The 13,148-nt window shown below is 64.5% G+C and carries 13 protein-coding genes; 12 read left to right on the forward strand and 1 reads right to left on the reverse strand.

Annotated elements, in window-relative coordinates; translation table 11 throughout:
• The first annotated feature begins 45 nt into the window (after window positions 1-45).
• The 6 genes from RY831_RS27970 (at window position 46) to RY831_RS27995 (ending at window position 4,405) form a co-directional block, all read left to right on the forward strand.
• A complete protein-coding gene (locus tag RY831_RS27970) occupies window positions 46-927 on the forward strand; it encodes a prepilin-type N-terminal cleavage/methylation domain-containing protein (RefSeq protein ID WP_326509620.1) in 882 nt (293 codons plus the stop codon).
• Window positions 924-1,424 carry an MSHA biogenesis protein MshP gene (locus RY831_RS27975; protein ID WP_326509621.1) on the forward strand — a complete coding sequence of 167 codons (501 nt, stop codon included), beginning with the start codon at window positions 924-926 and terminating at the stop codon, window positions 1,422-1,424. Before RY831_RS27970 ends, RY831_RS27975 begins: the two co-directional genes overlap by 4 nt.
• Window positions 1,425-1,608: 184 nt before the next feature.
• Entirely contained in the window at window positions 1,609-2,517 is a 909-nt protein-coding gene (gene pilM / locus RY831_RS27980; protein ID WP_326509622.1) for a type IV pilus biogenesis protein PilM, read from the forward strand.
• Window positions 2,514-3,311 carry a PilN domain-containing protein gene (locus RY831_RS27985; RefSeq protein WP_326509623.1) on the forward strand — a complete coding sequence of 266 codons (798 nt, stop codon included), beginning with the start codon at window positions 2,514-2,516 and terminating at the stop codon, window positions 3,309-3,311. The genes pilM and RY831_RS27985 overlap by 4 nt, the downstream gene beginning before the upstream one ends.
• 12 nt (window positions 3,312-3,323) lie before the next feature.
• A complete protein-coding gene (locus RY831_RS27990) occupies window positions 3,324-4,022 on the forward strand; it encodes an MSHA biogenesis protein MshJ (protein ID WP_326509624.1) in 699 nt (232 codons plus the stop codon).
• A 23-nt stretch (window positions 4,023-4,045) separates the two neighbouring features.
• Window positions 4,046-4,405, forward strand: coding sequence for an MSHA biogenesis protein MshK (locus RY831_RS27995; protein WP_326509625.1), 360 nt, complete (start codon window positions 4,046-4,048; stop codon window positions 4,403-4,405).
• Between the two features lie 184 nt (window positions 4,406-4,589).
• Here RY831_RS27995 and RY831_RS28000 read toward each other — a convergent pair whose 3' ends face one another.
• Window positions 4,590-4,751, reverse strand: coding sequence for a hypothetical protein (locus RY831_RS28000; protein WP_326509626.1), 162 nt, complete (start codon window positions 4,749-4,751; stop codon window positions 4,590-4,592).
• A 20-nt stretch (window positions 4,752-4,771) separates the two neighbouring features.
• Between RY831_RS28000 and mshL the strand changes: the two genes are divergently transcribed.
• From mshL to RY831_RS28030, 6 genes are all read left to right on the forward strand, one after another.
• Complete coding sequence (mshL, locus tag RY831_RS28005) at window positions 4,772-6,259, forward strand: pilus (MSHA type) biogenesis protein MshL (protein ID WP_326509627.1); 1,488 nt, start codon at window positions 4,772-4,774, stop codon at window positions 6,257-6,259.
• Window positions 6,260-6,265: 6 nt separating this feature from the next.
• A complete protein-coding gene (locus RY831_RS28010; protein ID WP_326509628.1) occupies window positions 6,266-7,168 on the forward strand; it encodes an ExeA family protein in 903 nt (300 codons plus the stop codon).
• Window positions 7,165-8,415 carry a tetratricopeptide repeat protein gene (locus tag RY831_RS28015; protein WP_326509629.1) on the forward strand — a complete coding sequence of 417 codons (1,251 nt, stop codon included), beginning with the start codon at window positions 7,165-7,167 and terminating at the stop codon, window positions 8,413-8,415. The genes RY831_RS28010 and RY831_RS28015 overlap by 4 nt, the downstream gene beginning before the upstream one ends.
• A gap of 239 nt (window positions 8,416-8,654) precedes the next feature.
• Window positions 8,655-10,679 carry a TonB-dependent receptor plug domain-containing protein gene (locus RY831_RS28020; protein ID WP_326509630.1) on the forward strand — a complete coding sequence of 675 codons (2,025 nt, stop codon included), beginning with the start codon at window positions 8,655-8,657 and terminating at the stop codon, window positions 10,677-10,679.
• Window positions 10,679-11,206, forward strand: a complete 528-nt coding sequence (locus tag RY831_RS28025; protein ID WP_326509631.1) for a YfiR family protein — start codon at window positions 10,679-10,681, stop codon at window positions 11,204-11,206. Before RY831_RS28020 ends, RY831_RS28025 begins: the two co-directional genes overlap by 1 nt.
• The gene (locus tag RY831_RS28030) at window positions 11,203-13,146 is read left to right on the forward strand and encodes a putative bifunctional diguanylate cyclase/phosphodiesterase (RefSeq protein ID WP_326509632.1); all 1,944 of its coding nucleotides are present in this window, start codon (window positions 11,203-11,205) and stop codon (window positions 13,144-13,146) included. Before RY831_RS28025 ends, RY831_RS28030 begins: the two co-directional genes overlap by 4 nt.
• The last annotated feature ends 2 nt before the right edge of the window (window positions 13,147-13,148 follow it).

Consider the following 13,148-nt stretch of genomic DNA (forward strand, 5'->3'; position numbering starts at 1 on the left):
CGTCATTGCCATCGGCATGCAAGGTCGGCCGCATGCAGGGACCGGATGGCCGGTTTCACGCTGTTTGAGATGGTCATTGTCATTGCCCTCACCGGCATCATCGCCTCCTCGCTGGTCGTCTTTTTCACGCCGGCGGTAAAGGCCTATTTCGATGCGCGGCGAAGGGCGGAATTGTCCGACAGCGCCGATACCACGCTGCGCCGCATGGCGCGCGACATCCGGATGGCGGTGCCGAATTCCATCCGCAGCCCGAATACGCAGTGCTTCGAACTGCTGCCGACAATGACGGGCGGACGGTATCGCATGGCGCCGGATACGGCAGCGGATAAAGTTGCTGCCTGTCCTGAGACTCCGGACATGGCAAATGCAAATTGCAGTGCGCCGCTCGATACCACCGAGCCATCCAGGGGCTTCGATGTCTTGTCCCCCTTGTCCGCCACGCCGGCGGCGAATGACCTGGTGGTCATCGGCAACCAGGATGCCAATGAAGTGTATGCGGGTCGGACGGTCGCAACGATCAGCGGAGTCAGCGCGCCGAACGCCGCACTCGGCACGCGCCGCATTTCCGTCGGCGCGCACCAGTTCCCGGCTGGTTACGACGGCGGGCGGTTTTCCATCGTTCCGGGCAACGGCGGCGCGCCGGCGGTGTTTTACGTATGCGCCAACGCGGCCGGCGTCGATGCGCAGGGCAATGGCACCGGTACGCTGTATCGCGTCAGCCGGGCGCTTGTTCCAAGCTATCCTGCCGCCTGTCCATCCGTGGACGGCGCGGCGGTGCTGGCCACCCACGTGCGCAGCTGCAGCTTCGTCTACAGTCCGGATACCGGCACCACGCAGCGCGGCTTCGTATCGATGCACATCGAAATGACACGGGAAAACGAAACCGTATCCCTGTCGTCCGGTGCCCATGTGGACAATGTGCCATGATGCGCCGTGCTGATTCGGGCTTCGGCGCCATCGCCGCCATCATGGTGCTGGTCATCCTTGCCGCGCTTGCCGGCGCCATCGTGAAGTTCGGCACGACCCAGCAATTGAGCAGCGCCCAGGACATGCAGTCCGCGCGGGCATGGCAGGCGGCGAAGGCCGGCACCGAGTGGGGCTTGTTCCAGGCGTTTCAGCCGGGCGGCATCTGGCACGCCGCAGGAGCCTGCAACGGCGCGGGCTCGGCGCAGACCCTCGACCTGGGCGCGCAGACCGGCTTCCGGGTGACCGTGCAATGCAATCCGACGCTCACCTATGCGGAAGGCGAGTCGGCTATTGGTAGCCCCCGGCAGGTACGCGGTTTTCAGATCGTGGCGACGGCCTGCAACTCGGCCGGGTCCTGTCCGGACGATGCGGCGGCGGTTACGCCGGGTTACGTCGAGCGGGTGCGCCAGGTCATTGCATTCTGTCCAGTGGGCACCGGAGCGGGAGATTGTCCATAAAATTTCAAACGAGAAAAATCATTCCGGCAACTTCCTCCTTAATACCACGCGGCCACCGCCATAGAGGGAAATCCGGGGAAAATTGATTGACAGCAAGGGCTTAATCCCATAACTTCAAGTCGTTTCTAATCCCCCGGCCGCATGCATGTTTTCCTTTGCAAAAACTAAGAAAAATCCGGGATGGATGGCCATTAGTTTGCAGGACGATGGCGTTTATGCAGCCCATGTCACGCGGCCTGCCGGCGCCAGACCGATTGTCGAACTGGCCACCTTCCGGGCCATCGACGGTTCTTCACAGGACCAGGGTCTCGAAAAGCTGGGCAAGGAAGTCGGCGCAAGCTCCTATCGCTGCTCCACGCTGCTGCGTTCCGGCGACTACCAGATGCTGTCGGTCGAGGCGCCTTCGGTTCCCGCCGAGGAATTGAAGAGCGCGATCCGCTGGCGCGTCAAGGACATGCTCGATTTCCAGGTCGACGATGCGACAGTCGACGTGTTGAACATTCCCCCAGATACGCAAGGCGGCAACCGCGCCCAGGCCATGTTTGCGGTGGCCGCGCGCAACGGCATCGTGCAGACGCGCCAGGAATTGATGGCCAGGGCCAAGATTCCGCTGGCGGCGATCGACATTCCCGAAATGGCCCAGCGCAACCTGTCGGCCCTGCTCGCGCAGGAAGGGCGGGGGCTGGCCTTCCTTTCCTTCGGCAGCGAAGGCGGACTGCTGACCGTCACCTACCGCGGCGAGCTCTATCTGACGCGCCGCATCGATGTGCCGCTTTCCCAGCTGCAGCAGGCCTACGGCGATGCGCTGGCCGCCTGCCACGAGCGGATCACCCTCGAACTGCAGCGCTCGCTCGATCATTTCGAGCGCCAGTACGGCTTCATCACCGTGGCCCGGCTGGTGCTGTCTCCCATGGGAGAGACCGGCGAGGCGCTGCGCAACTATCTGTCGTCGAATCTGTACGTGGCGGCCGAAACGCTCGATCTCGCCGGTATCCTCGATGTCTCGCGCGTGCCTGAACTGGCTTCCGTGCAGGCGCAGCAGCGCTACCTGCTGACGCTGGGCGCCGCGCTGCGGGAAGAGGAGGCGGCGTGAGCCAGCAGATCAACCTGTTCAATCCGGCGCTGCTCAAGCAGAAGCAGCACCTTTCCGCCGTGACCATGGCCCAGGGCCTGGCGGTGATCCTGGTCGGCGCGGTGGCGTTCGCCGGCTATGCGCGCGTCCAGACCCGGGAACTGGCCGCGCAGGCGGCGGCCGCGACGGCGCAGCTCGATGGTGCCAAGGCCCAGCTTGCGAAAGTGGTGGCCGAGCATGCGCCGCGCCAGAAGAGCCAGGAACTGGCGGCACATGTTCAGCGCCTGGAAACCGAGGTGGACGAGCAGCGCAAGGCATTCGAGATCGTGCGGCGGGGCGGCGTCGGCGATACGCAGGGCTACTCCGGATACCTGCGCGCATTCTCGCGCCAGATCGTGGAAGGCCTGTGGCTCACCGGTTTCACGATCGACAGCGTGGCAAAACGCATGGAACTGCAGGGCAGGGCGCTGCAGCCGGAACTGGTTCCCGCGTATATCCACCGGCTCGGGCAGGAACCGGTCATGCAGGGCAAATCCTTCGCGCAGCTCATGATGTCCAGGCCCGAGGCCGAAGCGCAGAGGAACGGGCAGGGCGGCACCCAGGGCAGCGCCGCGCCGGACCGGCGCCAGCCTGCGAAATACCTGGAGTTCGTCCTGAAGTCTTCCGGCGAGGCGCCGGCCGGGACAGCGAAGCAGCCGGGCAACGGCCTCCTGCCGGCGCTTCCCGCCGCGGCTCCGGCTGCGGCTGCAACACCAAGCCAGCTGCCGAGCCTGCAAGACGCAAGGAATCTGCGCGACCTGGCGGGAGCGCATTAGACGATGAAAGCGATGAAGTTATATTGGCAGCAGCTCGAACGGCTCGTCGAGAAGCGCAGCATGCGCGAGCGGCTGATGGTTTTCGCCATCGCGGCGATGCTCGTGGTGACGGTGATCGACAAGCTGTTCATCAGCCCGCAGCTGGCAAGCCAGCAGCAGCTGGCCCAGAAGATGAAGGCCGAACAGCAGCAGCTCGCGGCGATTCACGCCGAGATAGGAAGCCGCCTCAAAGCCCGCGAGGCCGACCCGGACGCGGCCGCCAGGCTGCGCCTCAATCAGCTGACGGAGCAGCAGGCGCAGATGCGCGGCCAGCTGGAGGCAATGCAGAAAGGGCTGGTTTCGCCGGACAGGATGGCGGGCATGCTGGAGGATCTGCTGCGGCGCGACGGCAAGCTGCACCTGAAGTCGCTCAGGACGCTGCCGGTCGCGTCGCTCAGCGAGCCGCTCGACAGCGCCGTTCCGCAGGCCGGGACGGCGAAGCCGGGCGCCGTTGAAAAGGCGGCGCCGAAGGAAGGAATGTACAAGCATGGCGTGGAGATTGTCGTCGAAGGCAGCTATGCCGATATCGCGCACTATCTGGCCGAATTGGAACGCATGCCCTGGCAGGTCTTCTGGGCCGGCACGCGGCTGGATGCGGGCGGCTATCCGGACGTCAGGCTGACCTTGACGCTTTTTACTCTCAGCCTCGACAAGACATGGCTAAACATTTGAGTAAAACCGTCAAAGCAGTCACAATGGCCGTCGTTTGCGCCAGCTGCCTGTCCATGGCGCAGGCGGCAATCGCGCAGGGCATGCCGGACCCGACCCGGCCTCCGAGCATCGTCAGCGAGCCGGAGCGCAACCAGGATGGGGCCGCCGCCTTGCCGCAGGTGCAATCCATTCTGATCTCGCCTACCCGCCGGGTGGCGACGATAGACGGGCGCACCGTCAGGGTGGGCGACATGGTGGGCGATGCGCGCGTTGCGCGGATTCTTGAAAACGAGGTCGTCCTGAGCAGAGGGCAGGAACGGCAGGTGCTGAAGCTTTTTCCCGGAATTGAAAAGCAGCGTGCGCCCGGCGGCAAGAATGCCAGAGCAGGCAGTGGCGTACCGTGAAAGTAAAAGACAGAGTGCAGAAAATACCATCAGCTATCGTGATTCTGAGCCTGGCCGCATGCAGCTCCGCGCCGCCGAAGCACGAGACCTTTGATCTCATCAACGCCGAGCTCGCGAAGTCGGCGAAGCAGGGCATATCGCCTGCGCAGCCCGATGCGGTGGCGGCGGCCTTGCTGCCGCCCATTCATATCGAGGTGCCGCGGCCGCGGCAGCCGGTGGAGGAGCGTTTCGCGATCACCTTCAACAGCGTGCCTGCGGCCCAGTTCTTCATGGGCATCGTCTCCGGCACGCCGTACAGCATGCTGGTGCATCCCGACGTATCGGGAACCATCTCGGTCAATCTCAAGGATGTCANCCCAGTTCTTCATGGGCATCGTCTCCGGCACGCCGTACAGCATGCTGGTGCATCCCGACGTATCGGGAACCATCTCGGTCAATCTCAAGGATGTCACGGTGTTCGAGGCGCTGGACGCGGTGCGCGAACTCTACGGCTACGACTACAAGGTCGAGGGCAACCGCATCTACGTCAAGCCGATCACCATGCAGACCAGGGTGTTCCAGGTCAATTACCTGACCGGAAGCCGCCGCGGCACGTCCGACATCCGGGTCAATTCCGGTTCGGTCAGCGACAATACCCCGTCCGCGGGAACGGCCAACAATGCCGGCAACCAGGGCGCGGGCAGTATTCCGCAGCCCGGGAGCGGCACGTTAACGCAAGCGCTCAACTCGAGCAAGATCAGCACCACGTCGACAAGCGACTTCTGGTCCGAGCTGCGCGCCTCGCTGGAAGCGATCGTCGGCAACGGCGAAGGCCGTAGCGTGGTCGTCAGCCCGCAGTCGGGCATCGTGGTGGTGCGCGCGCGCTGGGACGAGATGCGCAATGTCGCGTCCTATCTCAAGGCCGCGCAGCTGTCGATCGACCGCCAGGTGATTCTCGAGGCAAAGATCCTGGAAGTGGAACTGAATGACGATTACCAGGCGGGCATCAACTGGGCTTCCTTCGCTTCACTGAATGCGTCGAGCAACAGCCGGGCATCGCTTGGCATCGTGTCGCCGGGAGCGTCGCTCTCCCCGCGACCGCGCGACGGTTCGACATCGGCTGCGCTCATCGGCGGCAACAGCAATGCCGTCTCCGCCGTTCCCGGTCTGAACCTGGCCGCGCCCGCCGCGGCGGCCGGTTCGCTGTTCGGCCTGGCTTTCCAGACCAGCAACTTCGCGGCGCTCATTTCATTCCTCGAAACCCAGGGCAACGTGCATGTGCTGTCGAGCCCGCGCATCGCGACCATGAACAACCAGAAGGCCGTGCTCAAGGTGGGGCGCGACGAATTCTTCGTCACCAATGTCAGCACCACCACGACGGCGGTGGGCACCAGCAGCAGCACCAGTCCGACGGTGACCGTCCAGCCGTTCTTCTCGGGGGTTGCCCTCGACGTGACGCCGCAGATCGATGAGAGCGGCAACATCATGCTTCACATTCATCCATCGGTCAGCAACGTGACCACGGTGGACAAGCCGCTCAATCTCGGCGCGGCCGGCAATTTCACCTTGCCGCTGGCATCGAGCACCGTGTCGGAAACCGACAGCGTGGTGCGCGGGCAGGATGGCCAGATCGTGGCGATCGGCGGGCTGATGCGCCAGGCCAGCGTGTCCGACCGTTCGCAGCTGCCTGGCGCGGGCAATGTTCCCGGCGTCGGTGCGCTGTTCCGCAATACCAGGCAGACGATGCAGAAGCGCGAACTCGTGATCCTCCTCAAGCCGACCATCGTGCACAGCAGCGCCACCTGGGCGCAGGACGTGAGCGAGAGCCAGCAGCGCGTGCAGAGCCTGCGTCCCAGAACCACGCCAGACCACTGAGGCAGCATGTACAAGAATCACTTTGGCTTGCGCGAACTACCCTTCGGCATCACGCCCGACACCAGTTATTTCTTTGCCTGCACCAGCTATCAGGAAGCGCTCAACACCCTGCTCGTGGCGACGAAGAACGGCGAGGGTTTCATCAAGATTACCGGGGAAGTCGGTGTCGGCAAGACGCTGCTGTGCCGCAAGTTCATGGCGAGCCTCGATGCCGGATTCGTGACCGCGTACATACCGAATCCCCTGCTGGAGCCGCGCACGCTGATGCTGGCGCTTGCCGACGAACTGGAGATTCCGCAGGAGAAGGACGTCGACCAGCACCAGCTGCTCAAAGCCATCAATCATCGTCTGCTGGTGCTCGCGCACGAGGACAAGCACGTGGTCCTGTGCCTGGATGAAGCGCAGGCCATGCCTATCGAGACCCTGGAAGCCCTGCGCCTGCTGACCAATCTTGAAACCGAAAAGCGCAAGCTGCTGCAGATCGTCATGTTCGGCCAGCCCGAGCTGGATCACAAGCTGCACCAGGGGGCCATCCGCCAGCTAAACCAGAGGATCACGTTTCATTACGACCTGGGCCCGCTCAGCAAGGATGACCTCGAGATCTACCTGTCCCATCGCCTCGGCGTGGCGGGCTATGCCGGCAGCCGCCTGTTCGAGCGGGGTGCGGTGAAGGCGCTGTACGGCGCCACCCGGGGTGTTCCGCGCCTGGTCAACATCCTGGCCCACAAGGCGCTGATGCTCGCCTACGGGCAGGGCAAGCAGAAGGTCACCGCCCGGCATGTCCAGGTCGCGGCAAAGGACACCGGCGCCGCCAGGACGCGCGCGTTTTCCTGGGTCTGGAGCGCCGCCGCGGCGGTCGCGATGCTGGGCACCGGCGTCGGCATGATGGGCTGGGCGTATTTCCGATGAGTCTGATCAACCAGATGCTGCAGGAGCTGGATGCCCGGCGCGCCGAAGGCACTGCAAGCGCGGAATACGGGCAGCAGGTCAGGGCGGTGCCGGAAAGGCGCCGCATCCATCCGGCATGGTGGGTGGCGCTTGCGCTGGGCATTGCCCTGCTGTGCGTCGCCGGCTGGGCACTGTTTCGCTTCACTACGGGCTCCTCTGAGGCAGCCGCGCAGAAACTCCCGCTGAAAATGGAGACACGCCTCGGCACGCCGGTGCAAGCGCCGCCGGCCGATGCCGCGGCACCATCGGCTTTGCCGGCACCATCGATGACGGCCGTGCCGGATGCGCCCGGGAACATCGAGGCGTCTCCAGCCCCGTCGACATTTTCGGCACCCGGATCGGTGGCTAACGCCCCGACGCACGCATCCCTGCCCGCCGTCGTCCCGGGCACACCGCCGGCCACACCGGTCGCCCGCCCGCAACCCGAGCCGGAAACGGAGGCCGCCCGAAACAAGTCGGCAGCCGTATCGCGCCAGCCGGCGGAAGAAACCGCGGCGGGTGAGGCAACGATGCCATCTGCTTCGCCCCGGGCTGCAACTTCCACCAGGACACGAGCGGCGCCGTCTTCACCATCGGAAATCTGGCCGGAAGCGCCGCCTTCCTTTGCGAGCCCCAAGCAACCCAAAGAACTCAGCCAGCAGCAGCGCGCGGAAAACGAATACCGGAAGGCGCTGATTGCCGTGGAACAGGGCAAGACCGGCGATGGCATCAGCGCACTGGAAACCGCATTGCAGTTCGACGCGCGCCATGCCGCCGCCCGCCAGTCGCTGATCGGCCTGCTGCTCAATGCCAGGCGCCAGGATGAAGCAATCGTACGCGCTCGCGAAGGATTGGCGATCGATGCGGCCCAGCCGGGCCTGGCGATGATTCTCGCGCGCCTGCAGCTGGAAAAGGGAACGTCCGGCACCGCTATCGACACGCTGGAGCGGACCTTGCCCCATGCCCGTGACCGGGCCGACTATCTGGCCTTTCTTGCTGCCCTGCTGCAGCGCGAGGAGCGTCACGCGCAGGCTGCGGAATACTACTTTCAGGCCCTGCAGCGTTCGCCGCAGAACGGTGTCTGGTGGATGGGCCTCGGCATTTCGCTCCAGGCCGACCAAAAGACAGCGGAAGCGTCCGAAGCGTTCAGGCGCGCCAAATCGACCAATTCCCTCTCCCCCGAACTGACCGCTTTCGTCAACAGCCGTCTCAGCCAGCTGCAGCGCTGATTGCCGGTGCGCCTGCTCGCAGGTGCGGCGATGCGTGCGCAGGCCCTGCGCACGACGTTGAAATCGCGCAAGCGCTGCATTGCAACATGGAAAAAGTTGCTCGAAATCATCATTTCCGGCGCCGGCTCAGTTAGAATGTTCACATCGTTTACCGATCATCTCGGCCATTGCGTCTGCCCGCAAAACGATTGCAAAGCCCCTTCCGGAAACTGCGTATCAATTCGAGCAAGGGTCACTCCATGCGAAGCCGTATTGTTTTTCGCCGCCCGGCGTTTTGGCGCCTTCCTGCTTCCCGAGCCTGTCTCCTCGCCGTTCTTGCATTTGTTTGCGCTAACAGCCGCGCCGATGCGGGCCAGTCCGCGTCCGATCTCGCCGCCCTGCCCATCGAGCAACTGCTTGCAATGGAAGTGTCGAGCGCATCGAAATTCGTACAGAAAGTCAGCGAGGCGCCATCGGCGGTGAGCATCATTACCGCGGCCGATATCAAGGCCTTCGGCTGGCGCACGCTGGCCGACGCGCTGCGCAGCGTACGCGGATTGCATGCCAGTTACGATCGCAACTACGATTATGTCGGCGCGCGCGGCTTCCTGCGTCCGGGCGACTACAACACGCGCTTCCTGCTGCTGGTTGACGGCAAGCGGCTCAACGACGGCGTGTATGACCAGGCTTCCGTGGGAACGGAATTCATGGTCGACCTTGACCTCGTCGAGCGCATCGAATACGTGTCCGGTCCCGGCTCCTCGATCTACGGCGCCAATGCATTCTTCGGGGTCATCAACGTCATCACCCGGCGCGCGACCGATATTCCCGGCGCCCGCGCCTCCGTCGAAGCAGGCAGCCACGGCGCCCGCAAGGTCCGGGCCAGCTACGGCCTCATCACCGGCTCGGCGGAATGGCTGCTGTCGGCGACGAGCTACCGGGAGCGCGGCGGCAATCTGTATTTTCCGGAGTTCGACATCCCGGGCAGCGGCGACGGTATCGCCCGGCGCCTGGACCATGACCGTGCCGACAGCGTTTTCATCAAGGGAGCGGCCGGCCCGTTCAGCCTGAGCATCGCCCATAACGAACGGTCCAAGGGCATGCCGACCGCGTCTTTCAGCCAGGTCTTCGGCGACCCGCGCTCGCAAACCGTCGATACGCAAAGCATGGTGGACCTGGGGTACCGCAGCCGGCTCGCGGCGGATACCGAACTTTCGGTGCGCCTCGACTGGGGGCGCTACGATTACGACGGCGAGTATGCCTACGATGCCGCGCCGCTGGGCCTTAACCGCGACGGTTCGCGTTCGCGCTGGTGGGGCGGCGAAGCCAAGCTGGTCAGCACCCGCATATCCGGTCACAAGATCGTCGCCGGGACGGAATACCGCCGCGATGTCCGGCGCGACCAGTTCAACTACGACGTCAATCCTTACGCCCTCCTGCTCGACGACCGGAGAACGGGCAACCGGCATGCCGTCTACCTGCAGGATGAAATTACCCTGCGCGACGATCTGCTGCTCAACGCCGGGCTGCGCCATGACCGCACCAGCAGCAGCGGAGGCATCGTCAATCCGCGCATGGCGCTCATTTACAAGGCAACGCCGGCCACCACGCTCAAGGCAGCCTACGGCAAAGCCTACCGCGAACCCAATGCCTACGAGCGGTACTATGCGCTGTCGGACACCGGCGGGCAGAAGGCCAATCCCGATTTGCGGAGCGAGCGCATCCGCAGCGTCGAGCTGATCGCCGAACAGCAGCTCGCAGCCGATACGCGCATCACGGCGGCCGTGTTCCGCAACAGCGTGACCGACCTGATTTCGCAGACCAGCGACCCGGCGGACGGCTTGCTGGTCTTTCGCAATCTCAGCCATGCGACCGCCTATGGCGCGGAATTCGAAGCGGAAAAGGCATGGGCGCGCGGCGCCAGGCTGCGCACCAGCTACAGCTGGCAGCGGGCGGTGGACCGCGTAACCGGCGCCGAACTCGTCAATTCTCCGCGCCATCTCGGCAAGCTCAATCTGACCGCGCCGTTTTACCGCAGCTGGCGGGCGGGACTGGAAGCCCAGTATGTATCCGCCCGCCGCAGCCTGCAGGGCAGGGCGCCTTCCTACTGGCTGGGCAATTTGACCGTATCCTCGGTGCGCCTGGCGCCCGGCCTCGAAATCGGAGCCAGCCTTTACAACGTATTCGACCGCCGCTATTCGGATCCCGGAGCGGAAGAACATGTGCAGGACCTGATTGCCCAGAACGGGCGAACCTTCCGTGTCAAGCTGAGCTACGCATTCTGATGGTTTCCCTTCCGTCCCGCCTGATCCAGCTCCTGGCCGCCTGCCTGACGGCGGGAAGCGCCGCAGCCGCGCCGGTGCCGGAGTTCGACTTGAAGGCGGCATTCGTCTACAACTTTGCGCTATTCACCGACTGGCCGGCGGATGCGCAATTCGTGGCGGGCGCACTGAATGTGTGCGTGCATCCCGCCAGCGTCATGCGTCCCTCGTTGGGCAGCCTGAACGACCGCATGGTCAAGGGACGGAAAATCGCGGTGCGGCAGCTTGCCGCGCCGGAGGACATACGAGGCTGCCAGCTGTTCTTCGCCGACGCGAGCGACCGCGAGCGCTGGCCCCAGATCCGCAAGGCGCTCGCCAATGCGCCGGTGCTGACCATTACGGATGACGAGGAAATCCGCCACGACGGCAGCATCGTCAGCTTGTCCAGCGAAGGAAGCCGGATCGTGTTCGACATCGACCTGCGTGCCGCGCGCAATGCGCGCCTGATGCTCAGTTCCAAGCTGCTGCGCCTTGCACGGAGCGTGCAATGATCAATGCGAAAGACATGCCCTTGTCCATCAAGCCGCTGCGCCTGGGCCGCTGGATGGAACTCGCCAACCTGGCCACGGCGGGGACCGCGCTGCTGGTGGCCAGCATGCTGCTGATCCTGTTCCAGTTCCTGTCGATGCGCGGCGCGCTCATTGAAGACATCAGCGTCCAGGCGCGCATCGTCAGCGAGAGCAGTGCAGCGGCCGTGCTGTTCAATGACAGCGATGCCGGCCGCGAAACCCTGGCCGTGCTGTCGGCGTCGCCCAGCGTGGAAGCGGCCGGACTCTACGACCTGCACGGCGAGCTGCTGGCGTCGTTCCGGCGCGGCGGCTTCAAGCACATCGGAACGCCAACGCCGGACCTGATCGAGGAGGGGCATCATTTCGGACTCCGCCATCTGCGCCTGGTACGGCCGGTGATGGCGGACCAGCAGCCTATCGGCATGGTGGCCATCCGCGCGAACACTTCCTCGCTGTATGCGCGCCTGGTCGGCTATGCCGGCATGATGCTGGTGATCGCCGTCGGTTCGCTCGGCATCGCCTATCTGCTGGTGGCGCGCATGCGCAGGGTGGTCAAGCAAACCGAGGCGCATCTCGACTATCTGGCGCACGTGGACCCGGTCACCGGACTGCCCAACCGACATACCTTCAATGAGCGCCTGGCCGAAACCATTGGCAAGATCGAACGCGAGGGCGGCAGCGCCGGGCTGCTGCTGCTCGACCTCGACAATTTCAAGATCGTCAACGACACGCTCGGCCATCACTGCGGGGACATGCTGCTCAAGCTGGTGGCGCGCCGGCTGATGGAATGCATGCGCAGCGACGATATCGTCTGCCGCACCGGCGGCGATGAATTCGCCGTCATTCTCGATGCGTCCGTCGACGAAGGCGCGGCGATGGCGCAGCGGATACTGGCCGCGCTGAGCGCGCCCTTCGCTATCGAGGAGCAGGAAATCTACGTCACGGCCAGCATCGGCATCAGTTGCTGCCCGGCGGATGGAGCCGATATCGAGACGCTGACCCGCAATGCCGACTGCGCGATGTATCAGGCCAAGGGAAAAGGCAAGAATGCCTACGAGCAGTTCCATCCGGAACTCGACCGCCGCGCGCGCAACCGGTTGTCGCTCGAGACCAGCCTGCGCAAGGCGCTCGAGCGCAATGAGCTGGAGCTGTATTACCAGCCGCAGCTGAGCCTGGCCGAGGGCAGGGTGACCGGAGTCGAAGCCCTGCTGCGCTGGAATCATCCGGAGCAGGGCATGATCAGTCCGAACGAGTTCATCCCGATTGCCGAGGACAGCGGCCTGATCGTGCCCATCGGCCGCTGGGTGCTGCACCAGGCCTGCAGGCAGGCCGCCGCGTGGCGCGACGAAGGACTGCTGCCGGTTACCATGTCGGTCAACCTGTCGGCGCGCCAGACCCGCGATCCGTACCTGATGCACGACATACTCGAAGCGCTGCGCCAGAACGGACTGCCGCCGTCGCGGCTGGAACTGGAAATCACGGAAAGCGTGCTGATGGACAATGTGCACGACAACGTGGAGCTGCTGCACAGGCTGCAGACCGAGGGCATACGCCTGGCCATCGACGACTTCGGCACCGGATATTCCTCGATGGCTTACCTCAAGCGCTTCCCCATCGATCAGTTGAAGATCGATCGCACCTTCGTGCGAGACATTCCCGGCGACGGCGACGACGAGGCGATCACCAGCGCGATCATCGCAATGGCGCACCGGCTGGGCCTGTCGGTCGTGGCGGAAGGCGTGGAAACGGTGCTGCAGCTGGAATTCCTGCGCAGCGCCGGCTGCGACATCATGCAGGGCTACTACTTCGCGGAGCCGCGCCCGGCGGACAAAGTCAGGCTGCTGCTGCAGAGGGATCAGGCGGACCGGGCGGACCGGGCGGACCAGGGAAGGTCGTCAGACCTGCCGCTGCGGGTTCCCTGATC

The sequence above is a fragment of the Noviherbaspirillum album genome, assembly GCF_035916955.1.
Lineage (GTDB): Bacteria > Pseudomonadota > Gammaproteobacteria > Burkholderiales > Burkholderiaceae_D > Noviherbaspirillum > Noviherbaspirillum album.